At 57.3% G+C, this 24552-nt stretch carries 19 protein-coding genes and 2 pseudogenes; 9 read left to right on the top strand and 12 right to left on the bottom strand.

The window, feature by feature from the left end; translation table 11 throughout:
- Nucleotides 1-54: 54 nt before the first annotated feature.
- The 6 genes from FHP24_RS29275 to FHP24_RS25900 form a co-directional block, all read right to left on the bottom strand.
- Entirely contained in the window at nt 55-189 is a 135-nt protein-coding gene (locus FHP24_RS29275; protein ID WP_281287470.1) for a hypothetical protein, read from the bottom strand.
- Between the two features lie 251 nt (nt 190-440).
- Nucleotides 441-2912, bottom strand: coding sequence for a S8 family peptidase (locus FHP24_RS25920; RefSeq protein WP_139679150.1), 2472 nt, complete (start codon nt 2910-2912; stop codon nt 441-443).
- On the bottom strand, nt 2912-3916 hold the full coding sequence (locus FHP24_RS25915; RefSeq protein WP_139679149.1) for an AAA family ATPase: 1005 nt from the start codon (nt 3914-3916) through the stop codon (nt 2912-2914). Before FHP24_RS25915 ends, FHP24_RS25920 begins: the two co-directional genes overlap by 1 nt.
- Before the next feature lie 121 nt (nt 3917-4037).
- Nucleotides 4038-5096 carry a hypothetical protein gene (locus FHP24_RS25910; RefSeq protein WP_139679148.1) on the bottom strand — a complete coding sequence of 353 codons (1059 nt, stop codon included), beginning with the start codon at nt 5094-5096 and terminating at the stop codon, nt 4038-4040.
- Nucleotides 5097-5212: 116 nt separating this feature from the next.
- The gene (locus tag FHP24_RS25905) at nt 5213-6763 is read right to left on the bottom strand and encodes an argonaute/piwi family protein (RefSeq protein WP_139679147.1); all 1551 of its coding nucleotides are present in this window, start codon (nt 6761-6763) and stop codon (nt 5213-5215) included.
- Complete coding sequence (locus tag FHP24_RS25900) at nt 6760-8709, bottom strand: TIR domain-containing protein (protein WP_246091945.1); 1950 nt, start codon at nt 8707-8709, stop codon at nt 6760-6762. Before FHP24_RS25900 ends, FHP24_RS25905 begins: the two co-directional genes overlap by 4 nt.
- A gap of 165 nt (nt 8710-8874) precedes the next feature.
- Between FHP24_RS25900 and FHP24_RS25895 the strand changes: the two genes are divergently transcribed.
- Nucleotides 8875-10062, top strand: a complete 1188-nt coding sequence (locus FHP24_RS25895; RefSeq protein ID WP_139679146.1) for an SIR2 family protein — start codon at nt 8875-8877, stop codon at nt 10060-10062.
- Entirely contained in the window at nt 10063-12711 is a 2649-nt protein-coding gene (locus FHP24_RS25890; protein ID WP_139679145.1) for a hypothetical protein, read from the top strand.
- A 131-nt stretch (nt 12712-12842) separates the two neighbouring features.
- On the opposite strand, the gene scpB is transcribed toward FHP24_RS25890, so the two are convergent.
- Together scpB and FHP24_RS25880 are read right to left on the bottom strand one after the other, a co-directional pair.
- The gene (gene scpB, locus FHP24_RS25885) at nt 12843-13526 is read right to left on the bottom strand and encodes an SMC-Scp complex subunit ScpB (RefSeq protein ID WP_139679144.1); all 684 of its coding nucleotides are present in this window, start codon (nt 13524-13526) and stop codon (nt 12843-12845) included.
- 2 nt (nt 13527-13528) lie between these two features.
- Nucleotides 13529-14482 (bottom strand): DUF1403 family protein, encoded by a 954-nt coding sequence (locus FHP24_RS25880; RefSeq protein WP_139679143.1) that lies wholly within the window; start codon nt 14480-14482, stop codon nt 13529-13531.
- 124 nt (nt 14483-14606) lie between these two features.
- Between FHP24_RS25880 and FHP24_RS25875 the strand changes: the two genes are divergently transcribed.
- The 4 genes from FHP24_RS25875 to FHP24_RS25860 all read left to right on the top strand — a co-directional run bounded on the left by FHP24_RS25875 (nt 14607) and on the right by FHP24_RS25860 (nt 17886).
- Complete coding sequence (locus FHP24_RS25875; RefSeq protein ID WP_139679142.1) at nt 14607-15740, top strand: site-specific integrase; 1134 nt, start codon at nt 14607-14609, stop codon at nt 15738-15740.
- A gap of 352 nt (nt 15741-16092) precedes the next feature.
- Nucleotides 16093-16332 carry a type II toxin-antitoxin system Phd/YefM family antitoxin gene (locus FHP24_RS25870; RefSeq protein WP_139679141.1) on the top strand — a complete coding sequence of 80 codons (240 nt, stop codon included), beginning with the start codon at nt 16093-16095 and terminating at the stop codon, nt 16330-16332.
- On the top strand, nt 16332-16748 hold the full coding sequence (locus FHP24_RS25865; protein WP_139679140.1) for a type II toxin-antitoxin system VapC family toxin: 417 nt from the start codon (nt 16332-16334) through the stop codon (nt 16746-16748). The genes FHP24_RS25870 and FHP24_RS25865 overlap by 1 nt, the downstream gene beginning before the upstream one ends.
- Entirely contained in the window at nt 16738-17886 is a 1149-nt protein-coding gene (locus tag FHP24_RS25860; protein ID WP_139679139.1) for a site-specific integrase, read from the top strand. Before FHP24_RS25865 ends, FHP24_RS25860 begins: the two co-directional genes overlap by 11 nt.
- A 100-nt stretch (nt 17887-17986) precedes the next feature.
- Here FHP24_RS25860 and FHP24_RS25855 read toward each other — a convergent pair whose 3' ends face one another.
- The 3 genes and pseudogenes from FHP24_RS25855 to FHP24_RS25845 form a co-directional block, all read right to left on the bottom strand.
- Nucleotides 17987-18373, bottom strand: coding sequence for a hypothetical protein (locus FHP24_RS25855; RefSeq protein WP_139679138.1), 387 nt, complete (start codon nt 18371-18373; stop codon nt 17987-17989).
- Between the two features lie 224 nt (nt 18374-18597).
- Nucleotides 18598-18910: pseudogene (locus FHP24_RS25850) on the bottom strand (plasmid maintenance toxin (PemK-like)); the annotation flags it as partial.
- 16 nt (nt 18911-18926) lie between these two features.
- Nucleotides 18927-19205 carry a type II toxin-antitoxin system Phd/YefM family antitoxin gene (locus tag FHP24_RS25845; protein ID WP_139679137.1) on the bottom strand — a complete coding sequence of 93 codons (279 nt, stop codon included), beginning with the start codon at nt 19203-19205 and terminating at the stop codon, nt 18927-18929.
- Nucleotides 19206-19713: 508 nt separating this feature from the next.
- On the opposite strand from FHP24_RS25845, the gene FHP24_RS25840 reads away from it, so the two are divergent.
- Complete coding sequence (locus FHP24_RS25840) at nt 19714-20310, top strand: ankyrin repeat domain-containing protein (protein WP_246091954.1); 597 nt, start codon at nt 19714-19716, stop codon at nt 20308-20310.
- Between the two features lie 65 nt (nt 20311-20375).
- Nucleotides 20376-20858, top strand: a complete 483-nt coding sequence (locus FHP24_RS25835) for a YHS domain-containing (seleno)protein (protein WP_139679256.1) — start codon at nt 20376-20378, stop codon at nt 20856-20858.
- Nucleotides 20859-20869: 11 nt separating this feature from the next.
- On the opposite strand, the gene FHP24_RS25830 is transcribed toward FHP24_RS25835, so the two are convergent.
- The gene (locus FHP24_RS25830; RefSeq protein WP_139679136.1) at nt 20870-23107 is read right to left on the bottom strand and encodes an adenylate/guanylate cyclase domain-containing protein; all 2238 of its coding nucleotides are present in this window, start codon (nt 23105-23107) and stop codon (nt 20870-20872) included.
- Nucleotides 23108-23582: 475 nt separating this feature from the next.
- Between FHP24_RS25830 and FHP24_RS29120 the strand changes: the two are divergent.
- Nucleotides 23583-24378 (top strand): annotated as a pseudogene (locus FHP24_RS29120) (integrase); the annotation flags it as partial.
- Nucleotides 24379-24552: the final 174 nt, after the last annotated feature.

Raw genomic sequence — 24552 nt, 5'->3', positions numbered from 1 at the left:
ACGCACAGCGGCTTCCGTCGCTATCCAGCTATCGCTAGCGCGTCGACCACAGGATTACTTCTTTTTGTCAGGTCGTTGCGACAGAGCCGATCCGGCTGCCGTCTTATCGTCTTTGCTCGAGCTTCCATTTTTCAAAACATTGGAAGCCGCAGTCCCTGCTTTCTTGCCGGTCTTTTCGTTCTTGGCCATCGTCCCCCCAGACATCCTCAACTCCAGTGTAATGAGCAATATTAGCATATTATTATGCGCCTGCAATGTACAGACCGATGTTCCTTTGAACTGCAGACCACATTTTAAGAGATCAGATCTGTTGATGTGAAAGGATACGAACCGCCCACCGCGCTATTATCACGAGAACCTAACGGCCATCTTCTTCAAACGATTACATAAAGTTCGCCAATAGCCAACGTTGGGTCGGCCACCGAACACTCCGCGGGTTGTTATACCTGTGCGACGATCTCTGTAGTCAGAATCGTCTCGACCGCCGCATAGAGATCAATCGCGGCACTCGGAGCGCGAATGGTCACGATGAGCGAGTATCGCGCCTGCTCGTTGTATCGGTCCAAGTACGGTTTTTCCTTCCACCAACCACCAACTGGAAAGATACCGATGGCGTCACGCTCGGCAAGATCAGCCGCCGTACCGCGCCAAAAATCCGAATGCAGCGATCCGCTGTCGCGGAATGTACCCAGTAGCCAGCTGTCGCCGACATTGACCGGTGTATCTTCTTCCTCGTTTCGGGCAGCCTGGTTAATGCGGGCTCGGAACTCGTCGACGGATTCCGTGGCGGTTTTCATCTGAAAGCGCAATCCGTGCGACGCGTACCTGTGACGCCTGGTCCAGCCACGCTCGCCGGGATTTGGCTCAACGAAATAGGACAGCGTGACCCGGACCTCCACAGGCTCAGCGCCAAAGGCCAGCAACTCCTCCTTTGGCCATGGAAGCAGATGAAGTTTCATATCTCTCGTTTTGACCGATCCACTCCCTTCCCGCTGGAAGGGTCGAATATCGTCCTCGATCATCAACGTCAGGTCGTTACTGGCGGAAAGCAGCGCCCGGCCGAGATCAGGCACGCCGTAACCGTAGCGGCGCAAAATCGCTTGCAATTGCGTTTTGTTGCCGTGGCAGGCCGTGATACGGGCAGCCATCGCAGGTGTCCATTCGGCGGAATGGACCAATAAAGCACGTACAGTCTCAGGCCAGAGCCCCGGCCGGCTGACCATGATCTCTGCTGCGAGCTTGGCAGCTTGAGCGGTTGCGGAACTGGTGTCGCCGATGGTAGAGAAGTGGCGGTTCTCGGGCCGGAAGTGTGTAGTTAGAATACGCAGGTCATCGATCGGCTCACCGGGATTGACGCCGTCATGCGCGAGGTTCCCGCCCTCCATGACAATATCTGGCTTGACCGGCCACTGGCGATCAAAGCTGACGGAGGTCCTGCTCGCCGGAGACAGTTCTCCAGCTGGCGCGATCGGGGCGTAGCCGGCAAAAGCCGCATCGATCACGTCAACTTTGTTGGTGAAGGCCCCTATAGTGATTGCGTTCCAAGCTTGCGCCGGATCGTCCAGCGGCTCGATGTCGTTGCGAACAAGGAGATCCGCAGGGCTTAAATCAACCCGTATGTTTCCAGCCGCTATCAGGATCAACCGCTGTGCATCGGTCTCGAAGCAGAGCTGGTCGATCGATGAAGACCATGATGAGGCCCGCCCACGCGACGGAGCCGTGCTCGTTATCGCATTCGCTACCACCCGACTTCTGTACGGCGCCTGTATTTCAGCTCGGGCAATCGCCTCACCGGTAATCGCGCCGTAGAGAGCCGGTTGGTTTTCATCCGCGTCGCCAGGCGGCAGAATTCTAACACTCTCCAGCCGATATCGTAGCTCGATAGCATCCTGAGTCGCGAGCGGGTCAATCAGATCGTTATAAAGTGCGACACCGGCCATTCGCGTGCCGTGACCTTTCCAGGCGGGGGTGTCGTCGGCGCCCCAGGCAGGATTGATGCTATGCCAATCATCGATAGACAACGCGGGCTCGATCAGAGGATGAGTGCGGCGGACTCCGCTGTCCAAAAGGCATATCGCAACGTCACCGGCGGTTTCCGAAACCTGAACCCGATCAACGAGATCGTCTGTCCAAGCTCTTTGTTCTGCGCCTCCAAGACCTGTAAAAAACGCTGGTGTATCTTTTGCCCGCCGCAACTCAGCAATGGTATCGCTGCGCGCGACGACACGATCCATAGTGACGGTGCTAGCCAGAGCCAAAACGACTTCCCGCTCGGGGAACCGGATGGCGTGCTGGCGCATCTGTATTTCCAAGGCTGCCGCTATGGCTTCAAACTTCTCACGCCTCCCTTCGCGCAACCAGATTTCCCACCATACCGCCAGGTGTTCGTCGGGCGGAAAGAGCGCTGCATCATCGGTGAAGAGAGACCGCGCCGATGCAAGCTGGACGGTTTCGATCCTGGAAATTAGAGGCTCATTTCGAGGCCGTCCTTTGTCCGTGTCCGTCGATCGATACTGCTCAATCTTGTTCAGGAAGTAGTTTTTTGCCCGCTCGGGCACAAATACCGAGGCCTTAACAATACCATCTTCGCCTGCCGATTCGCGGACTGCGACTACCTCCATTTTCTGTTGTCTGTTAGCGAGTTGGTCGATTGCCGCCCCCTCGGAGGCAGGAAGATCAAACTCGAGATAGAAGCCCCGCGTCTCGAACGCTGTCGCCCCGGCCTCGGCAAGCTGCTTCTCTGCCACCGCAACAGCTCCTCCAACTGCCAATGCCAGCGCCTGGGCGTGGGCCTGTCTATTACGTTGAGGCAGCACCGGTGGGTCGATTTTCCGGTTCGGGCGCCGGTAGGGCTCTACCGCGCCATTATCTTTGAGCAGGAAATGCGGGCGCGTGCGTGGTCCGATTGCCATTATGGCCTGTTGCTCGCATCCATGGCTTGAGCAGCATATCGGCGCTCGGCGAGCGCTTCAAGGATGCTCTCACCTGTGACAACTCCGGTATTATCCAAAATGACCGACTTGGCGGCGTCGTTAGCCACGCGCGTAATATCTGCCGGCGAAAGACCGTGTGCAGCGGTCGCAACATCTGCCCACGACAGTTCGGGTGATGCAAAGCGATCGAGCCTGTTACGAAGGATCGCTTCGATGAGTGAGACATTCGGAAGCGTGTATTCGATAACGTCGTCGAAACGACGCAAAAGCGCCCGGTCCAGCAGTTCGGGATGATTGGTCGCTGCGACGATTAAGGCGTGACTTTCATCCTGTTCCACAAATTGCAGGAAGGAATTGAGCACGCGCCGAATTTCTCCGACGTCTTGCCGGTCTCCCCTCTTTGCTCCGATCGCATCAAACTCGTCGAAGAGATATACCCCGCGGGTCGCCGTCATGGCATCGAAAACCAAGCGCAACTTCGACGCGGTCTCGCCCATAAACTTGGTGATCAGGCCGTCCAAGAGAATGGTGAACAGGGGAAGGTGCAGTTCTCCCGCCAAAGCGCTCGCCGTCATCGTCTTGCCGGCGCCCGGCGGACCGACGAGCAAGATCTTGCGGCGGGGCTGAAGTCCGTGGCTAAGCAGGTTCGCCTGCTGCCGCTGTTCAGCTAAAATTCGATCGAGACGTTGACGAAGCGGTTGCGCCAGAACCATATCTGCCAGGCGGATGTCAGGGTAACGGGCGCTCAGCAGACCGGCAAGTTCACCCTTTGGCTGCACCAGTGCGACCGCTCCGCCCGGCCGGCGCATGCTCGGCTCGCGCGTCTTTGCTGTATCAACGAGATCCTTGACCTCCTGCGCCAGCTTACCGTGTCCCTGCCGGGCCTCATGGGCGGCCAACTGTAGAGCGGTCGACAGGAAACGGTCCTCATCGCCGGCGATGTGGCTTTTCAGAAGAGTCACAATGTGGCGAGCGGTGGTCATCGTAATTTGCCGTTTCGTTCTGCTTTTGGCCTATCAGTTGCAGCACAATTTGCAACGCAATTCCCGCATAGATAACAACCAATCCATTACTATACCGTTCCGCAGAGACCTAAGTGACGGCCTATCGGCCCATCCTCATCAGCATTTCGTCCATTCTCTGAAACAACAGGTTTTCGGGTGGATCCCCTGCATCCGCCCCTTCGAGCATGGCGCACAAATCAGAAAGCGTTATGACCATGATGAATTTTCCGTTCTCGCGAAGCTGAGTTTCGGCAAGTTTCAAGGCGTTCTTGTCTGCACCGTTGCGGGCAATCACCACCGCTACCGTCCTCAATCCCCTCGAAAACAGGTACTTTTCGGTGATCTGTATCTCGGACTGAGTGATCTGCTCTTTCGAGTTCTTTGCGTCGAACACAATATAGCGTGTCGAGAAGTCGGATGCGATCATGGACCAGAAAGAGTTACCCTCGCTCTTGATCCGACCCACCAAATCCATGCGATTCAACCCGTCGTCGGTGCGCTGCTGCGCGGTGAGATTCAAGAGGTCTCGACCAAACAACAGTCGAACCGCCTCCTCACTCAGCAACTCAAATTCCCGCCATCCGGCTGTCCCCGGCGTACTCTGACGCAATTTGCTCGCGAGCAAACTACCTTGCCGCAATTCCGGCTCGATCCTGATGGGACCACGGATATTGTCGTCAAGGATCGTCTCTGCAATCAGCTCTTCCAGCCCGTCGGAAAGCTCGTCGATTCCCTCCGCAAGCTCACGCAGCTTGCCGATACCCCAGATTTCAATGCTGGAACTTGGGGTTGAATCTAGTTGCGCAAGTATTTCGTCAGGAAGATCAAGCGTAAGAATGATGATGCCGCGTTCAAAATCCCTCGTCGCTAGAATTTCCTGCATGTGGGAGATGGCGTCGGCGACCCGATGGCGCCAATCGCTTTGCCAACGGAACATCTTGATTTCTATTGCAGTCTCGAGTTTTGTGCCTTTCGGCTGAAATCTTAGATCGGGTACTAAACGAAAGGATTCCCACTCTTCCTGCGAGGACGGGCCTTCATCCGGTTTCAGCAAAGCTGCTTCGCCGATTTCCTGCTGACTCAAGATGGTTTCAACCAGGGCGTCCCAATCCCGCGCTAGATTGTGGGTTTCGATCTGAAGCTCTTTCATTTGTCCCATATGACCCTCCTCGACATCCCTGCCATCAATCCCCGCAGGCACGATCCCTGGACCTCTGAGAATAAGTTACTCTATTATCCTGCTACTCTACCCTTCCTCACAACTTTAGCGGCTCCTCACACATAGAACTTAAACGGCTGGCGCTCCTCGCCCTTCGCCGACCCCATGGTCAAAACGTCCCCAACCATTTTTGCGAAGCGGACAGTTACCGGCAAGCCATCGTTGAAGTTGCAAGAGTTATAGTTGATTTTGGTCAGTCCCATGATGTCAGCAAGAACGTCGTCTACGCTGGGCATCGCGTTCTTGCTGCGCAGCACGGTGATGTGAAGAGGGTTCGGCGTCTCGGGGCCGATATATGTGTCGAGCTGCGGCACATAGCCGTTTGTCCACAAGTACGCTGTCTTTTCGTCCAGGATCAGTGCGGTTCCCCGCAACACGGGGTAGTCGCCGTCGCGGAAGAGCTTGGTTTCTCCGCCAGTGGTTCGGATACGGACACCCACTACGTTGGTCTCAGTCGGAGCTGCCGCCGAAAATGCCGCCCATTCCTCGTCGTTAAAGTAGGTCTGGCCGTGAATGAACAGTTCACGTGGGGGCGCGCCATAATTGTCTTGATATGTCTCAAGGACCATCGAGAGGAGGTTTCTCGCAGCGTCTGGTTTCAGATGGTATTCGTAGTCGCCGGTTTTCCAAGGTCCATTGGCTCCGCGAAACACCACGCCGTCCCCTTCGTTAAGGAACATTTGTGCCGCACAACAGGAATGTCCCTCCGGATCGCTCGGAAGGCTCTTGTAGACCAAACCGAGGTAACAGACACCGGGCCGGCCCCCGGGTAACTTCCAAGGAGGGCGGGGCTGGGTCTTGTAGTAGAGGCCCGTCGCCAAGTTCCAGGCAACGGTCGCGGCATCCTGTGTTTTTCGGACCGGATATCCAGCCTTGTTGATAAAGGCCTCGGGAGCGATCGTTGTTTCACGAAGCAACTGCGTCGGCGCGATTTTGAGAAACTCGGCTTTGATGCGCCGATGAAAATCGGGAACGTCATCGAAAACCTCCTCTGCTTGGAGATCAAGCACCGATGACAACAAGGGTAGATCGGCTTTTTTCTTTTGCCGCCTGCTAAAATCGCCTTTCACCATTGGCAGACCAGTTCGCTTCGCACCTGGGCGACAGCGATCATAGACGATTTCCGGTAGCACCAGGATCCAAACGTCTACAGCACGTTCGTCATTTCTGAGATGCTTTCGCACCCTTTCGACATAGAGCGTGGCAACCTTGCTCACTGCTTCGTTCAGGTTGACGATGCGGCTCGCGCGATCAATCGCGTCAAGCGGAATGGCGAGGCTACTGCAGTCCTCTGGATCGAACGTTATCCCGAACGTCTCTTCCAACCCGGGAAAGTTGGCTAAATGCAGACGGTCAGCTTTTTCACCCTTGCCTGGCGGTGGAACCGCGATCATGTGCTTGAGTTTGGCTCCCCATGTTTTGAAGAACCCAATCCCGTCTGTCGTTCCAACGACGCCGACTCGAACCGGCTGCACTTTCCGAGCCTTGTCATGAGGGCCGTATAGGAACAGTCCGTCCTTGGGGTGTGGGGTTATCTGGCCGGCGGCGAATTCGAGCTGCGGCTCATGGAAATGCGCGACACGCAACTGCTTCTCGGGAAGTCTCATTCATCAACCTCTTCAGGTTCGGGTCTGCCCAAAGTGCTCAAATCAGCTTCGTCGTCATCGTCGGCCAGGGCATCTGGGAGATCTGTGCTCACCGGCGACGTGAAAAGCATTGGTGTAGCTTCAAGGACAACAAAAGCATTCTCCGCAAGCCGCAGACGTATGAATGCAGACTCCCCGGACAACATTTCGAGGAATGCCAGCATACGGCCATACCACTGTTTGTTACGCCAGCCTTTGCAGATGGTTCGACGGAGCCGGTGCTGCTTTCTGGCATCGTCCAGTGACAGTCCCTCTTCCGTGTTGGTGGCGACGGAAAACAACACGCGCGACTTCAGTTTGAAATGGAAGAATGGCTGGAAGGATGGAATCGCCGTGACACCGTAATTCCAGATATGACCCTTTGCCACGTTGCGAAGCATTGACCAGCGACGGCCTTCACCTTGCCGGCCCCACGGAACGCGCTGCCGAATTGCGACCTTGCTGGAAGATGCATGAAATCCGACAGCGTTTGAATAGTGATACTCGACCAATCCCTGATCGCGACAATAAGCGAACCATGCCTTTTTGAACGCGTTGTGAAGGATGTTAGAGGCGACCTGCCGGGTGACGCTCTCCCGTTTTAAGCCATGTTCGACAAAGTCGATTACTGGAATCTCGTGTTTGAGCTTAAAACGGCCAGCCGCGTCGAACTCGCGCTCGACCTCGTCCGTCCCGGCGAAGGTGAAAAAGCCGGTACCTTGTGGAACTGCGAAGTATTCAAAGCCATCGATGGCCCGTTGAAGCAGTCCGCGCTCCACCACACCGCTGGGCTCGTAGAACCGGATCGCGTCCGGCACCTCAGCGATACGCAACCAGTTAGATGTAAGCCTTTCCGGCTCGTCCTTTAGTGGGATCGCACCGCGTCGGCGGAAAATCTCCCAGTTGGGCTGCATCTCAATTCCGGATTTGTCGAAAGGCACATTTTGCCTCCGCAACGTCTCCAGCAAGGCCGCAAGGCCGTCACCCCATCCGCGAACGAAATCCACATAGACGGCGTCTGCCAGCCCCGGAACCTTGTGATAGGGTTGAAGCCGCAGCGGGATCAAAAAGCGCTTGTCTCCCAAAGCTTTTCCAAGATCGCCAGCAATTAGAATATCCTCCTGGACATTGTCGTCGGAGAGGGTAGCGTCCCTGCAGAGAACCAGAACCTTTACGGCGCGGTGTTGAAGTGCTGCGCTTATTTCCTTTCGCCATCGATCACCCGGCTCCAGTGTCAGAAGATCTGTAAACACTTTGTAGCCCTCTGCCTCGAGCTTTGGCGCCAGCCAGAGGGCAAACTCGTCATCGTGCGGGGAAGCCTTGCTTAAGAAAATTACATCGCGCGGGCGAGCACCTTCCGAGACGCGTTCGGTCAAAGGGCTCTTCGGTTGCCCGGCCGCCCCTTCCAACAGATCTGCAAGCGATTGAGGCATCGACCGGGGTCGGGCATGATACTTGTCGAGTGCGGAGGTCAGGATGGTCTCAAGTACCGGCGCGCTCTGCATCCAGAGCTTTTCATGAACTGTCACTAGATCAGGATTCTGACGCAACAGTGCGACGAGATCATCAATACCGAAGATGTCAGCCTCACTTCGGAGCGAAGGACCGATCACATCGCGTAGCGCTGTCTTGTTTGCTGGCGTCAGCGGTTGTGAGGTTGCGAGAATGTACCGCTCCGCCTCCAAGCGGTCGATTGAGGCCCTCTCCTTAACCATCGCACGCTTCAAATCCGAAAACTTTGAGGCTTGGTAATGTTTGGCTTGAAGGATCGTCTTGCCGGACGGGTCGATGTAACGACCATCGATCCCGCCGTCAGGCCCGGCGGCAAATGCCTCAAAGCGCACACCGATGGCGCGCCCGACAAGGTCTCTAACCAGGTTTTCGAAATCGCCGTGGGATAGATTCGCAAAGTTATAGATCATGGCCATAGCATAAGAGGCTTCGGTGCCATCGGGTCAAGTCGAACCCAGTTGTTTACCCAGAGTCGTTTACAGGTTCGTCTGTGTAACAACCTCAGATCGAGAGCAACAATTTGAACTCTCCCCAATGTTATGTCACCAGTTAATCAAGCGAGATAACGGGCATACGCGGACATGATTTCTTCTATAATTCTCGGTGACGATCTGCCGCCTCTTCCTCAAGAACTGCTCGTCGCCAGAGATCGCGGTGACGTGTTGTTTATCGTGGGGGCTGGGGCATCATATCCGCCACCGTCCTCACTGCCGGACTTTGGAGGTCTCGTCGCCGACATTTATGCGGAGGTAGACGCGGCGATGAAGGGGCCACTAGCGGAACTTCGAAAGCCAAAACCCTTGGAATGGAACAAGATACCCGGCATGCTGACACACCAGCAGCGGACAGAGCTGAAGTTTTTTGCCCAGCATGAATATGATGTTGTCCTAGGAATGCTGGAGCGCCGGATCGACGGCGACCCTAGCAGGATGAGCACGTTGCGGCGCGCAGCTCGCAAGGTTCTAGAGCGGACAGTCGAACCCAATTCGTTGCACTCTGCTCTCGTGCGGCTTGGTCAGCGTTTTGGCCAGACATTGCTGGTCACAACAAATTTCGACCGCCTACTCAGCATCGCGGCAAAGAAGGACAAGTATTCCGACGAGGCGTTCGCCCTTGGGGAAATCCCTAATCCCAGTCGTAGCACGGAGTTCGCCGGCATTCTGCATATTCATGGAATGCTGCCGCTCAAGTCTCAGCGGGGTTCCACGTTGATACTCACCGACCAGGACTTTGGGGATGCATACCTCAGACGCCACATCATTACCTCGTTCCTGTATGACGCGGCCCGCATTTTCCATCTCGTGCTGGTCGGCTACAGCGCCAATGACTCGCCCGTCCGCTACCTTCTCAACGCGATTGCCGCAGATGAGCGGCATTTTGTTGATCTGAAACCGCGTTATGCATTCGTTGGATGTGATCCAAGCGATGCACGAACCCCAATCGAGTGGCAGTCGCGTGGTATTACCCCTATTACCTACGACAAGGCGGACAATCACAAAGCGCTTGGCAAGGTCTTGTCGCGCTGGTCAGAGATCATTCCTGACAAACGCAACACCTCTCGAGTCAAGAAGCACCTTGTTTCGATCGCGAAGCTGGATCCGGACACACCCGAAGGGCAGGTCGGGCAGTCATTCATCCGATACTATGTGGGACGGTCGAATCCGACAGAACAGGCGGAACTTAGCAGGCTTCTTGCCTCCAAGGTCGCGTCACCGAAGTGGCTCGCCTTCCTTAATCAACTTGTTCGGGAAACGGCGCGGGGCAGTTAGATGAGAACCGTTAAACTTTCCGATATCGATGCGAGAATTGCACAAAACACCCGCGCCTTCGCGCTAGAGCGATTGACCGATCGTGAATTTCTGGAATGGGCTCGCTTGCTCCGCTCCGATCAAGGAGCCGAACGGGCAGCGTTGCGGGATCTCCTCGACTTCCGGATCAAGGATCTTGCCGAGCCTTACGCCTCTGCCTGGCAATATTTGTTCGAGTTCTGGGATGCGCCATTCGCCGAGACGTCCTACGACCGGCTTCTACTAAAGCGCGATCTGAAGTCCAGGGCCAGTCAAAGCGAGACCGTCAGTCTAATCGTTTCGTCGGTGAGGCCGTGGATCCGGCTGGAAAGCGCTCGAAAATACGAAGCGTTTGGTCATAAGCGCGCGAGGCATCCAAAGACTATTGGCGATATCTTCTGGATTTCCATGGAGGGCGGAGAGCCCCTCACGCCCGATGAAATCGACCTCAAAAATAATGAGGACCGCGATTTCCTGTTTGAACTTGCCCTAGCGCTCAACGCGAGCTTGCTCAGTGGCTTGAACCAGGCCCGGCGTATCGGGATGATTGCAGGAGATGCGGATGCAACAACTTGGCTCGTACATCGGGTTTATTTTGTACCGCCCAACCAATATCCGGAAGGTGGCGGCGAGCCGGATCGCTACAAGAAAGGTTTCGCTCCCACTACGAAACTGTTGTTCGCGACGGTCGAACAACTGGCGAGAATAGATCAAAAAGCAGCCCTGCGCGCTATCTCCTCATGGGATGTCGATCGCTGGAAGCTCTACAAGCGCCTATGGGCGGCGGCCGCGCGAGAAGCCTCTTTAATTAGCGCGTCCGACGTTGCCGAATTCCTTGTGAATCTGGATGACCGTGAGTTTTGGTGGACGGATGCGTTCCCGGAATTCGCTGAGCTCCGCGCACTCCGTTGGTCTTCTCTTCCCGATCTGGTCCGAACGCGGCTGGAGCGGCGTCTGATCAAAGGGGAGCCGCCTGGTCGTTTGATTAAACGGCTCGGCAAGGATGAAGCCTTGGAGGCTGTGACCCGTCGAAGCGCGATAGAGATGCAAAGGATAAAGATCGCCGGAGGGCAACTCTCGGACGACGGAGATAGTTGGTTGCACAACTTTCTTTCTGCGCAAACGGCGCAAGTTCCCATAACCAGCGTGACACAAGGCTTTGATGTAGGGGTCAGAACGGTCTTAGAGGACACGGTTAGTGATCCAACTTTCGACGATATTCCGTCCTCGAGACTGATCGAAGAACTAGCGCGACAGCTCAGCGACGAAGGATGGGACAGCAAGAGCCGAGCCGCCTCGGATTATATCGGCCGCAATCCCGATTTGATCCTCGATCTGCTTTCCGGCGCTGCCTATACGGCAGCGAGAGCGAAGGTTTGGCAGGCATTGGGTTACAGTTTCCGACCAGTGGATATCAATGCGACCCGCCAGACGGCAACGCCGGAAGACATGTCACTTGTCCCAACCGCTCTCAAGATGTGCGCGGTGATCGCTACTACGGACACGAAGATTCTCGATGCGGCTCTGCCTGGTCTCACATCATGGATGAGCACATGGGATCGTTTGCTCAACGGAGAAGACGACTACATTTCCGCGTGGCTGACGCTTTGGCCCATGGCTGTCGTTCAGACCAATAATTCGCCAAAGATCGATACCCCTCTACGCGACCGTTCGTTCTCGACACCGGTAGGCAATCTTGTGGATGGCTTCATTCGTGCCATACCAAATTTCAAATCCGGAACCTTGGCGCGAGAGCCTTGGTCGAATGTGTTGGTCGCTTTAGCGGACGCAACGGGTGAAGCCGCGCTCCAAGCTCGCTACCAACTCATGATGTACTTCGACTATTTCTGGTCAACTGATCAGGACTGGGTGAAAAGGCATCTACTTGCCCCGCTCTTGGATGCGAAGGCGTCCAGCATCGAACTGTGGCAAGCTTTTGCGGAAACAGAGTATTTGCCTGCCCGCGAAGTCCTGGAAGCGGTCGGCTCGCGAATGATCGAAGTGGCAGCAGGTAGTGAGCTTCCTGCTGATATTCGGGGCGCGCTGGCGCAACGGTCGATCTTTGCAACGATCATTGATATGCGCGACGGTCACCCGCCGACGATCCCTTCCGGCCTTATCCAGCAGATGCTGCGGATTGGGGGCGACGACGTCCGGGCTAGGGCCCTTCGGGCAATGAAAAAATATCTGAAGGAACCTGGGGGAACGCCGCAGCCACCAGCCGAGCGTTTCAGCTTGATCAAGGAGCTTTTTGAAAAAGTTTGGCCGAAGGAACTGACGCTATCATCTCCCGCGCTCTCGGACGCACTTGCCGATTTTCCGGCAGCTGCCAGTCAAAGTTTCGCAGACGCCGTCGACCTCATCCTTCCGTACCTTACACCTTTCCAATGCTGGTCGCTTTGGGAATATGGAATACTGGATCGCTCCGAAAACGGTAACGCGATAGGCGGCATCCATACACCGCGAGATGCAGCGGCATTGCTCGCAATCCTAGACAAGACTGTTGGATCAGAAGAAGGCGCGGTTATTCCAAACGGTCTGGACCGAGCTCTACGACACATCTCGGAAAGGAATAGTCGCCTCGAAAACGATGTCCGCTATCAGCGCCTTCTAACGTTGTCGCGCCGCTAGACCAATAGCGTGTCGATAGCCGCCGCATTGGCCTTCTTGGCCGCGTCGATTACGCATACATGGATGGGTGGTAAGAACGACATAAATGTTGCCGATAGTGACGGCTACTTCCTACCGTTGGCAGCACGGCCTTACACCTCATCGCCCTCCGCTTCGACCAAAAGCGACTCATTCCGAACAATCTGCCGGCTGAGCAATCCCGCATCTTCGAGTGCTTCAATGTCCGGCAGATCGCGCAGCGTGTCCATCCCGAATGCCGACAGGAAATGCTGCGTTGTCACATAGGTATAAGGCGCCCCGGGCGTCGGGCTGCGCGGCGCGGACCCGATAAATCCCGACCCACGCAAATTACCGATCATGTCGCGGCTGACTTCCCTGCCAAAAATCTTTCCCAACTCTCCCCGCGTCACTGGCTGAAAATATCCCACCGCCATCAACACCATCGCCTCGAACTCCGATAGGGCTGCAGCCCCTCCCCTTGTCGGCGCCGATGAGGCGCGGATCGTTTCAGCGAACCGCGAACGCGTTCGATGCTGCCAGCCGCCTGCAACCGACACCAGCTCATAGGGTCGGTCACGCAGCTCCTCGATAAGATCATCGACCAGCAAATCGATACTACAGTCTCTTCCCACCACCCGCGCCAGCGTCTCGCGGCTGACCGGCTCGGCCGAGGCAAAAATCACCGCCTCAACCCGCATCATCCATTCCCGCCAGCGCATCTCCGCCGGCAAATCCTCCAACTCCCGATCAAACAAGCGTTCGCTTGCGGCGTTCGCGTTCCTTCGGGGTGGTTTAGCTGCAGGAGATCCGGCCATCGTCACAACCCGAATATTCGGAACGAGGAGCGGCCGGAGAGCTCGCGCACCGCCTCGAAACTTTCCAGACGCTCGAACAGCCGGTTGGCCGCCCACCGGGACAGTTTTGAGCCCGGCGCGGACACCGATACTGCGTCGTTGGTCAGCAATCGGCGGATGACCGGCTCGGCGCCCTTGGTCCGTAGTTTCGGTGCCACCGCCAACAGCCGCGCGGCGCGGCGATCGATCTCGACGGCGGATCGCAGCGCGGCCTCAACACCGTCGACCAGCGCCAGGCAGATCGCCTTCGGATAGGCTGGCTCACCCGGCCGGACGCGACCGCGCCCACCGATGGTGCGGAAAGCCGGACCAAAACGCTCGGGCAACAGTAGCGGCACGGGTGTTGGCCAGTTCAGTTTTCGCGCCAGCACGAACTCGGCAAGGCCAAGGGCCAGCACCTCGGCGTCCGGGCGAACGGCAGAGATCGCCGTTATCAGGTCCGCCACCGCGAAGGGTGCTGCTCGCCCGGACTGATTTGCAGAATCGACCATGTCGGGGATGGAGGCAAGGCTGTCGTCCCAGTTCATCCCCAGCAGTTCGGCGACTTCCCTAACAAAGGGTGTGGTGATCGTCCCGTTTCGATGAGCCAGCATTCGTGTTGCCAGAAACACTTTGCCGGCCGGGCCGGAATCGTCGCCGGCGGCCGTCAGCAAAACCGCGTCACGCAACGCGTGTTCCTCCTCGTTCCGCCCGAGCATCCTAGCGGCGACTGCAGCCGATTTGAGGGCAAGGCGATCGCGCCAGCAGCCAAGCCATGGCGGATCGGCGCGGATCAGATCGTCGAGCGATTTCAGTGCGATACCGGCTCCAAAGGCGGCGTCGGCTTCGGTGAAGTCGTGAACTCGCGGCCGCGCCCAGCTAGGTAGACGAGACGACCAGATCGGGGTCGGTGGAGCAGCGGGCGCGAGCGAATCCATACAGAGCAGCGTAGATCATGTGCGCGGTTTATGCCAGCAATATCGCGCTTAACCGCACGGCATGTCGGCAGCACATAATGTCCGATAATCTTGCATTATCGGACATTATGCTCATTATAGAGATATGGCCCAAATCATCGAGCAAAACACCAAAAATCACGTCGAAGAGACCTCAGCGCCGTCTCTCAGCACGGCGGTTGGGCGTGATGTTTCCGCGCCAGAGGCGTCAGGCGCAAGCCCCCTCCCCTCTCTCGCTGGCGGTGACGAGACACCTGCTCATCTTGCCAGCCTCGCCGATCGCGCTCGTGGCTATGTCCAGGCGGCCAGTTCCGCCAACACGCGCAAGGCCTACGCGGCCGACTGGAAGCATTTTTCGGCGTGGTGCAGGCGCTCCAATCTGGCCCCCCTGCCCCCGCATCCGCAAACCGTCGGACTTTACATCACAGCTTGCGCTTCTGGCACGGCTGAACGGGGTGCAAAAGCGAACTCTGTCTCGACCATCGAACGCCGCCTCTCCTCACTCTCCTGGAACTATGCCCAGCGTGGCCTCTCGCTCGATCGCAAGGACCGGCATATCGCCACCGTGATGGCCGGCATCCGCAACAGCCACGCCAAGCCACCTGTCCAGAAGGAAGCGGTCATGGCTGAGGATATCATTGCCATGGTCGAAACGTTCGATCGCGGCTCCCTGCGCGGCCTACGGGATCGGGCCATGTTGCTCATCGGCTTCGCTGGCGGCCTTCGGCGCTCCGAGATCGTCGGCCTCGACCTGAAGGCCGACCAGACTGAGGACGGTCGCGGTTGGATCGAGATCCTCGACAAGGGTATGCTCCTCACCCTGCGAGGTAAAACCGGATGGCGAGAGGTCGAGGTCGGTCGCGGCTCGGCCGATGCGACCTGCCCGGTCGCCGCAATCGAGACCTGGATCAAGTTCGCCAAGCTAGCTCATGGCCCTCTGTTTCGCCGGGTCACCGGGCAAGGGAAAGCTATCGGCTCGGAGCGGCTGAACGACAAGGAGGTTGCTCGGCTTGTGAAAAGGGCCGCAATGGCTGCCGGCGTTCGCGGCGATCTCAGTGAGATCGAGCGGGCTTTAAAGTTTTCCGGCCATTCCCTTCGCGCGGGCTTGGCCTCCTCCGCTGAAGTCGACGAGCGTTACGTCCAGAAACAGCTTGGTCATGCTTCAGCGGAGATGACACGCAGATATCAGCGCCGGCGGGATCGCTTCCGCGTGAATCTGACTAAGGCATCAGGGCTTTAGTTGGCCCCTCCCCTACTCCGCAGTGAAATCGTAAGAGGAGATTTCAGTGCCGAATTTCTCGCTTAGCGCTTCAATTGAAATCGGGAGCTAAAAGCCACAGCCGGCGTCGAAAGCCGGCCGCATCAGGGCCGTCATACTGATTTTTGAAATATCGTAAGCCATTGATATGATGGTAAACGATCTTTTAAAAGAACGCTATCTGTATATTGTAGTTCGCCACATGGTATGATTATCGGCTGGCGTTATAACCATCGATAGGTAATGCTTATCGGAAGTAAGAAGACCAACTGCTTGACCAACCTCGGAGAGGGCCATATTTTGGTGCCCGAAGCCAAAATTGAGGCCAGCGCCGATGACAACCACTGTCAAGATTTCCGAAGCAAAGACCCATCTGTCCGACCTCCTCGTTCGCGCGGAAGGCGGCGAAGACATCGTGATCGCCCGCGGCAACAATCCCATTATACGACTGGCCCGCGTCGCTAAAGAAACTGATATGCAGCTGCTTCTCGCCGAAGTTCGTGCCGCCCGGCTCAAAACCGCCGCGTCGACGCATGACGAAATCCTCTCCTGGCGCGACGAAGGTCGTCGCTGATGTCGTTTGTCATCGATGCCTCTATGGCGGCGGCTTGGCTGCAGCCGGAAGAGTTTTCCGATGCTGCCGAGGCGGTGATCGCGACAATCGACGCCCCCTGCCCAATTCCGTCACTGTTCTTCTTCGAGATCCGCAACATTCTGGCGATGTCCGAGCGCCGTGGTCGGATTGCTGCCGGCGGTGCGCTGGTCAACATGGAGCGCGTCCGCCGGCTGCCGCTCGATGATGCCGGCATTGGCGGAGACAGTTATGTCCTGTTGCTGTCTGCCAATCACAGTCTGAGCGCATATGACGCAGCTTACCTGGCGCTCGCCCTCAATCGCAGCGTTCCGCTGGCAACGCTCGACCGCAAACTGGCCGCTGCCGCCCGTGAGGAAGGGGTTGCTGTTCTCGGGCCTTTCGCCCATGGCGACTAAGCGACGAGCCGGCGATGTCGTCGATCGCCGCGCTCACGAACTCGATACGATCGCCGCCGTTCTGCCGCTGGAACGGCGTGACGAGTTGGCCGAGGTGCTGACCGATCAGGATGTCGAAACGCTACGCCATCTGGTCAACGAGGGCATGGGTGAAAACACCCTTCGCGCACTCACGTCTGATCTGGCTTATCTGCAGGCCTGGTCGCTGGCTGCGACGGGAACATCACTGCCCTGGCCGGCGCCCGAGGCGCTGCTGTTGAAATTTGTTGCGCATCATCTGTGGGATCCGGCTAAGCGCGAAAACGATCTGGAGCACGGGATGCCGACTGAGGTCGCGCAAAACCTTCGTGAGCAAGGGTTTTTGAAGGTGACCGGTCCGCATGCACCCGACACGGTGCGCCGGCGGCTGGCCACCTGGTCGACGCTGACGAAATGGCGCGGCCTCACCGGTGCCTTCGCCTCCCCTGCCCTCAAGTCTGCGATCCGGCTAGCCGTCCGGGCGACGCCGCGGCCGCGGAAAAGGAAGAGCGCCAAGGCCGTTACCGGCGATGTCCTGGCCAAGATGTTGGCGACCTGTGCGAGCGGCAGCCTGCGCGATCTCCGTGACCGGGCAATCCTGATGGTGGCGTTTGCCTCTGGTGGCCGCCGGCGCAGCGAGATTGCAGGACTGCGCCGGGAGCAGCTGACTGTCCAGCCGCCGATCGTCGTCGCGGACGGCCCTCCCCTTTCCTCTCTTGCCATTCATCTCGGACGAACGAAAACATCCGGTGCAGATCAGGACGAAGTGGTCTATCTCACCGGCAGGCCAGTCGTGGCACTGAATAGCTGGATCGAGGCAGCACGGATCGACAAAGGCTCGGTGTTCCGCAAGGTGGATCGTTGGGGTAATGTGTCGAGGCGGACACTCGATCCGAAATCGGTCAATGATATCGTCAAGCAGCGGGCGGCGATGGCGGGATTAGACAGCGGGGAGTTTTCGGCTCATGGGCTGCGGTCGGGATATCTCACAGAAGCGGCCAATCTCGGCATACCTCTTCCTGAGGCGATGGAGCAATCACGGCATCGATCGGTGCAGCAGGCGTCGAGCTACTACAACAACGCAACGCCGCGGAGCGGCCGAGCGGCGCGACTGCTCTGAATGCGGATTGATGACGTGGGCGAGCATCAAAACGCCGGTGAAGAGACGTGCATATTGCACGAGTCTACCGTATCCGGCGGGTATCTCATGACTAGTTTACCTACTGCTGGTGCGCCGAAATGCGGTTCATTCGCTTCCGTAAGCGATGCCGGAACTTGATACCCTTGTCCGTTGAAGAAAGCACATAACCTGATTCTTTTGACATTGAGAACGGAACGAAATTTTCTACGCGGGAAAGCTGGAAAAAGTCTTCGACTTCTTGAGTTTTGTTAGGTTTGATCAGTAATAGTTTGCAGTAATCCCTTGAGCATAGGGCGACGTTCAGATTGATTACGTCCTCCAATGGATACTTTTTTTCGTTCTCCAGATCCAAGTTTACAATATTGCCATCAGGCATCAGCCAGTAAGTCTCATAGAGACCACAATAGTCAAACTCCGAGATATCTAGAATCAGATCCAGCAGCGTCTCAAGATCACGAAATTTCATTATGAGACATAATTCCCCAAAAAGAACCTCTTTTTACCACCGCCCCCTGACCCGCCCTTTGAAACGATGCCATAAGGCGGTTCGTGCAATTCAGGCGTAGACGTGTTTCTTGTACCATCAGGGTGGATCCTAACCTGCTCTCCCCTCCTATCAGGGTTTTCATAGGTTGTGCCCCGACCGTTACTGGACGGCGTGGAGGACCATCCTCTGCCGGACACCGCCGACAAGGGGCCAAAATAGCCGGTGTCGCTGTCGACCGGCCGCATGTGCGGGCCCGGCCAGACAAACCGGTTGCTTTCCGTCAGCACGATCCACGAGCGTTCGTCGTCGAGCCCCAGGCGCCGTTTGGTCGCCGGCGGGATTTCGATCGCATCGTCCGGATTGCTGGGCGAGCTATGGGTGATCGGCAAGACGCGCACGGCCGGCGTGCCGTCGCCGAGATGCGTAACGATCGCCAGCACCAGCGCCGGGCGATCCTTGTCGCCCTCCTCGCGGCCTTCAACAAACTGCCAGTGCCAGAGACGAGTAGCGAAACACCTAACCGACTTTAGGCTCAGTCGGCAGCATGCTTGCCCGTCAGCAATTCGGCATTGAGAAGATCAAGCGACCCGTCCATCTCCGAAGCCTCGATTGCCGCGAGATCGTCGTCGCCGAGCGCGCTCGTCAGCTCGACGCGCCGGTCGCGTTTTGTCAGCCGCAGATAATCCTCATAGGCGATCAGCACCGTTCGCGGCCGGCCGTTCTTGGTGATGATCACCGGATCGCGGACGGCGGCATCCTGGTAGGCGCCAAAGTTTTTGGAGACTGCGGCAGCCGTGACTGTGGAGGTCATGTCAAAACTCCTTTTTACGAAATATACGGAAATTACGGAAGTTTTGCACGGCCTGGTGCCGTCGGCATGTGCGTCGCCAGTCTGTGCTACGCCGGGCGCTCGTGATTGCCTCCATGTGGAGCGATCATCGCGGATCAGGAAAAGAGAATGCGCGTTTTCGTTGATGTCGATGAAGCCGCCGAGCGGTTCGAGGAATTGATCGAGCTCGCGCTATGACTTCTGGGCGCTCGCAGAGGAAGGACGCGCCAGCGTTCCCCCCGGCGCCAGCTCAAATCATGATGATTTCTACGAGCGACGACTTGGCGCCTGCTCGCGCAGCAAATTGCTGCGTCCTGACTGGCATCTCAGCGAGGCCTAGCGGCCCAGAAGGGCCGCGAAGCTTGCTGCAAATGATAAAATATGGTAACTAATCATAAATCTTACGGATCGGAATTCGCAAAACACTCTGAAGGACATTGAAACGCCAGAACCCTGAAAGGGAGGGTGTGTCGTGGCTTTCTTTCTTTTTCTGTTGGGTTTTAGTTTTGCTGCTGTCGGCCTTTGTCCAGGGCAAACATCCGCCGGGCCGCTGCAGCATGCGGCGTCTCAAGGAAATCTACAGCTGATGACACGTGCGCTTGATGATGGTGCAGATATTTCGGAGCCGAACGATGCGGGCGATCCGGCCCTGGTCGTGGTTTCTCTCAGTGGTCGAACCGAAGCGGTGGCGCTTCTCCTGGCGCGAGGCGCCGATATCAACGTGCGAAACAAGGCCGGCCTGACGGCCCTGCATGCTGCTGCCTATGCCGGGCATCTCGACGTGGTGAAATTGCTCGTGGCTGGGAATGCAGATGCCAACGACAATAAGAATTTCTTCAGCATGTCACCGCTGCATGCCGCGGCTGAAGAGGGCCACAGTGACATTGTGGCTTATCTGCTGGAAAACGGGGCCGATGCCGGGGCCAAGGAAAGAAACGGATACACGCCCCTGACCCAAGCCGGTTGGCGGGGCTATTGGGATGTGGCCGCTTTGTTGATGAAAGCTGGCGCCACCTGTCAGAAGGCCGAGCTCGTGGGAGAGCCACTTTACGACGCGTGCACACGCCGAGAAAAAGAGCGTCCATAGATTGAATAAGGGAGGATGTAAGCATGTCTATCATCAACTTCCGCGCAAGGATAATTCGGCTTGGAATGATCGGTCTGACGGTGATGCCGATCATGATCGGCGGACGGACTGCGGCGGAAGAATTCGTCAATACCGGCTACTTTGGAGATATCGCCATCAAGGGCTATGACCCGGTTGCCTATTTCACCGAGGGCAAGGCCATCGAGGGTGATGAGCAATACTCTCATCGCTGGCTGGGTGCTACCTGGCATTTCGCAAGCGCGGAGCACCGTGACCTGTTCGCCGCCGATCCCGGACGCTACGCCCCCCAATATGGAGGTTATTGCGCCGACGGTGTCTCTTTTGGCACAGTTACGACGAATATCGACCCACGAGCGTGGCGCATCATCGATGACAAGCTCTATATAAGCTACGATCCCGGCGCGGCTGAGGGGATGGAAAGGATTTCGACCAAGGTGGTGGATTCGCAAAAGCACTGGTCCGACGTCCAGAACACGCTGATTTCGGAAAAACTGCACAAGGACTGGCAGCACCCCGGTTCGCGCTAACAGCCGGCCGATCATCTGCTCTCGGAACTGACCGAAAAGACTTGCAACGAGCGCGGCGTGACATGGACAAAGGTCGCGCCGTTCTCATCGTTCTCGTGATTGCGATAAACCTCGCCGCAGACAAGCCTATCAAGGAAGTAACCATCGAATCTTTCGCAGAGCCGGTAGCCCTGAATTTCGAAGACGCCGGTAATGCTGACATTGGCGCTACGGTAGGCGGTTTTTCCGCTTCTGTCGAAATATTGCACGAACTGAGTTCCATTCCTGTTCCTACCGCTCCAGGTTCGACTGTCGATCAGGTTGCGAAGATCCATCTCGGTCAACCTGTCTCTTTCATCTCCTTTGTACCCGAACGGCCATTTTGGGATGCCTGCCGCCTCTAGCGCAGCGAGATGATAGTCCAGTTCCTGCCGCGTCCAGTAGTCGTAAAGATAGCTGTAATAGGTGAGGTTGCTTTCAGGGAAGAGAGTGAGCAGATTGGCCGCCTCCTCTGCCGCACGCACCTTATTGCCACCACTTGCATAGGCGGCCGCAAGGTATTCACGCGCCGGTTCCGTGCGCGGCAGTAGCGGGGCCGCGTTTTCGATCAGGGGAATGGCGCGCTCGTTGTCCCTCGCCATGTAGAAGACAATTCCGCCCAGGAGCTGAAATCCGGCGGCCGGAGACGGGTCGAGGCGCAAGGCGCTTTTGATGTTGGCAAGCCCCTGGTCGCGGTCGCCAGTGTGCACCTGTAGAAGCGCCAGAGTTCCGTAGGCTTCTGCGTCGTTGGGCTGCGCGGCAATCGCCGTTCTGGCTGATTCTAGCGCCTCCGCCTGTCGGCCGTCCACCCATTGCAGCAGCGCCAACACCGTATGAGCTCGGGCGTTAAGCGGATCCAGTTTCAAAGCCTGCCCCGCAGCGTCGTAAGCGATCTTGCGCGCCACGGCGGCCGACCAGAGGAAGTTGTAGTCGTTGCGCCAAACATCCACCGCGACCCTCGCAATCCCGGCATGGGCGCCGGCAAAGCCTGGATCCAGATCGATCGCCTTTTGATAGAAGGACAGGGTGCGGCGATAGCTGTTGACATCGCCATATATCAGACCTTCATGTTCGGCACGCATGTAATGGTCATAGGCTTCCAGGCTTTCGGTCGGCATGCGAGCGAGCTGCGTCTGCTCGCCCCTGCTAAGTTTGATGGAAAGCGCGGATATGATCTTGCCGATTACGTCGTCCTGCACCGCGAACAGGTCCGAATACTGGCGATCGTATCGTTCGCCCCAAAGCGACAATCCCGTCATCGCCTCTATCAACTTCACGTTGATCCTAAGGCGAGCCCCGTCCCGCTGCAGCGTGCCTTCCAGCACATACTGTACCCCGAGTCTGGCTGCGATATCCTGAACGGTGGCAGAAGCGCTACGCACCGCAAACACCGAATGCCGTGCGATGACGAAGACTCCCGAGACCTTGGAAAGTTCAGTGATGAGGTCATCCGTAAGGCCTTCCGCCAAATGATCTTGCGCCTCTTCGCCGCTGACATTGATAAAGGGCAAGACAGCAACGGACGGCTTTTCAGGTAGCGGATAAGCAAGTCGGACCACTGGCTGCTCAAATTGCCGCCCAGACCATGGCTGCCACCATGCAGTAACGGCGACGGCCAACAGACATGAGAAGAAGGCAACCGCCCGCCAGGGATGGGAATGCCAGGGAAGTGAGCGCCACCAGGAAATGTAGCGCAATACGCTACTGCGGGCAACTTCGTCGAGCCGGACATGATACACGCGGACCGGCTCGCCCCCGCCTTTGACCCTGCGTGCGCCGAGCGCTACATAGTCCACTAGTACTTTCGATTTGACCTGTTCGTAGGCGGAGCCGGAAATGGCGATGCCGCCCGGCTCCGCCATCGTCTCGATCCGCTGCGCGATATTGACGCCGTCACCATGGATATCATCGCCTTCCACCAGGATATCACCAATGTTGATGCCGATGCGGAAGGCCATGCGTGCCTCCGGGGAGCCCGAAAATATCCAATCTCCCTTCTGCTTTTGCACCTGGATCGCACATCGTAGCGCATCGACGACGCTGCGGAATTCGACGAGAAGGCCGTCGCCTGTCGTTTTCACGACGCGGCCGCGATGCTCCCTGATCGCTGGCAGGAATAAACCGTGCAGAACGGCCTGGAACTGCGCACGTGTTCGCTCTTCGTCGATCTGGCTAAGCCGCGTGTAGCCAACAACGTCTGCGATCAGGATTGCAGCGAGACGACGTTCCATACATCCTCACAGCGTGTCGACACCCGCTACACCGACATCCACTTGGGGCCGACCTTCTACTGACGATCCCGTTACCATCAGTAGAAAAGCGGTAAGGGATAAAAGGCAATATTAACCGAATTTACGAATTTGGATAACCTCACCGGATACCGATGGAGTAGCCACTCGACTAGTGTGGCGGCTAAGCCAAACGTCTCCGAAACGGGATTTCGGTAAAACGAAGCCGCCATGAAAAGCGTCCTGAGATGCGCCGGTCCGCGGCTTATGGCGGCGACCTGAGCCTGGAGATGATCCATACCCCAGGGCACACGCATGACCGTGTCGCTGTCTGGATCCCGGAACTGCGCACTTGTCTGGCGATCAACGCCGTCGATTTTCCCACTCCGGAAGTCTGGAGCAGCGATCCTGCCGACCTGTGCGCCCTGTGCGCCCTGTGCGCGTCGCTGGCGCGGTGCCGAGATCTGCTTGCTGACCCATGTTGTGCCTGCCGATAGCCAAAGTGCAAACCCGCGAAACGCTGCGCCGTCTGTTCAACGAAAGCATGGGCGAAAATACCCTTCGAGCACTGACATCCGATTTGGCTTATCTTCAAGCCTTGCCGCTGGTGGCCGCGAAAAAATCGGTGCCTTGGCCTGCGCCCGAGGTGTTCCGGTTGACGTTTGTCGCCCATCATCTGTGGGATCCGGCAAAGCGCGAAACCGATCCAGAGCACGGGATGCCAACAGAGGTCGACCAGAACCTCGCGGCCAAGGCTTTCTTAAGGTGACCGCCGCATGCGCCCGATACGGTGCGCCGCCGGCTGACCACCTGGTCGACCCTGACCAAATGGCGCGGGTTTTCCGGCGCCTTCCCCTCCCCTGTCCTCAAGTCGACGATAGGGCTCGCCGTCCGGGCCACGCCGCGGCCGCAGAAACGCAAGAGCTCCAAAGCGGTGACCAGCGACGCGCTGGAAAAGGTGCTCGCGACCTGTTCGACAGGCAATCTGCGCGATGCCCGCGATCGGGCAATCCTGATGGTTGGGTTTGCCTCTGGTGGACGCCGGCGCGACAATATTGCCGGTCTGCGCTACAAGCAATTGACGGTTGAGGCGCCGATCGTCGTTGGTGGCAGCCCTCCCCTCACGGGCCATTCATCTTGGGCGCACCAGAAGATCTGGTTCAAATCACGGCGAGGTTGTCTATCTCACGGGGCGGCCGGTTGAGGCGCTCGATGCTCTGACGACTGCAGCAAAGATCGAGGTGAAGTGTGAGTTCGGAAAAGTCAATCGCTGGCAGCTGATGGAGAATTCCAGTCGGGCCTTCCTCGACGCTATCGGCAAGTTGATGCTGCAGATCTGACACGCTGACGGTAGCAATGTCGTTGAGCCCGTGCTTCCGACCTATGCTGAGAAGTTGCAATATGAGGGATATTTGCGCCGCCAAGGGACAAACGAGGCGGTCCGGGAA

The organism is Aliirhizobium smilacinae (assembly GCF_006335145.1).
Taxonomy (GTDB): Bacteria; Pseudomonadota; Alphaproteobacteria; order Rhizobiales; family Rhizobiaceae; genus Neorhizobium; species Neorhizobium smilacinae.
The sequence above is the reverse complement of the archived record's forward strand: the minus strand, read 5'-3'. Positions and strand labels throughout refer to the sequence as shown.

What these genes read in the sequence shown, in the direction of transcription:
- FHP24_RS29275 (WP_281287470.1), bottom strand. Translation starts at nt 189, where the DNA reads ATGGCCAAGAACGAAAAGACCGGCAAGAAAGCAGGGACTGCGGCTTCC.
- FHP24_RS25920 (WP_139679150.1), bottom strand. Translation starts at nt 2,912, where the DNA reads ATGGCAATCGGACCACGCACGCGCCCGCATTTCCTGCTCAAAGATAAT.
- FHP24_RS25915 (WP_139679149.1), bottom strand. Translation starts at nt 3,916, where the DNA reads ATGACCACCGCTCGCCACATTGTGACTCTTCTGAAAAGCCACATCGCC.
- FHP24_RS25910 (WP_139679148.1), bottom strand. Translation starts at nt 5,096, where the DNA reads ATGGGACAAATGAAAGAGCTTCAGATCGAAACCCACAATCTAGCGCGG.
- FHP24_RS25905 (WP_139679147.1), bottom strand. Translation starts at nt 6,763, where the DNA reads ATGAGACTTCCCGAGAAGCAGTTGCGTGTCGCGCATTTCCATGAGCCG.
- FHP24_RS25900 (WP_246091945.1), bottom strand. Translation starts at nt 8,709, where the DNA reads ATGGCCATGATCTATAACTTTGCGAATCTATCCCACGGCGATTTCGAA.
- FHP24_RS25895 (WP_139679146.1), top strand. Translation starts at nt 8,875, where the DNA reads ATGATTTCTTCTATAATTCTCGGTGACGATCTGCCGCCTCTTCCTCAA.
- FHP24_RS25890 (WP_139679145.1), top strand. Translation starts at nt 10,063, where the DNA reads ATGAGAACCGTTAAACTTTCCGATATCGATGCGAGAATTGCACAAAAC.
- scpB (WP_139679144.1), bottom strand. Translation starts at nt 13,526, where the DNA reads ATGGCCGGATCTCCTGCAGCTAAACCACCCCGAAGGAACGCGAACGCC.
- FHP24_RS25880 (WP_139679143.1), bottom strand. Translation starts at nt 14,482, where the DNA reads ATGGATTCGCTCGCGCCCGCTGCTCCACCGACCCCGATCTGGTCGTCT.
- FHP24_RS25875 (WP_139679142.1), top strand. Translation starts at nt 14,607, where the DNA reads ATGGCCCAAATCATCGAGCAAAACACCAAAAATCACGTCGAAGAGACC.
- FHP24_RS25870 (WP_139679141.1), top strand. Translation starts at nt 16,093, where the DNA reads ATGACAACCACTGTCAAGATTTCCGAAGCAAAGACCCATCTGTCCGAC.
- FHP24_RS25865 (WP_139679140.1), top strand. Translation starts at nt 16,332, where the DNA reads ATGTCGTTTGTCATCGATGCCTCTATGGCGGCGGCTTGGCTGCAGCCG.
- FHP24_RS25860 (WP_139679139.1), top strand. Translation starts at nt 16,738, where the DNA reads ATGGCGACTAAGCGACGAGCCGGCGATGTCGTCGATCGCCGCGCTCAC.
- FHP24_RS25855 (WP_139679138.1), bottom strand. Translation starts at nt 18,373, where the DNA reads ATGAAATTTCGTGATCTTGAGACGCTGCTGGATCTGATTCTAGATATC.
- FHP24_RS25845 (WP_139679137.1), bottom strand. Translation starts at nt 19,205, where the DNA reads ATGACCTCCACAGTCACGGCTGCCGCAGTCTCCAAAAACTTTGGCGCC.
- FHP24_RS25835 (WP_139679256.1), top strand. Translation starts at nt 20,376, where the DNA reads ATGATCGGTCTGACGGTGATGCCGATCATGATCGGCGGACGGACTGCG.
- FHP24_RS25830 (WP_139679136.1), bottom strand. Translation starts at nt 23,107, where the DNA reads ATGGAACGTCGTCTCGCTGCAATCCTGATCGCAGACGTTGTTGGCTAC.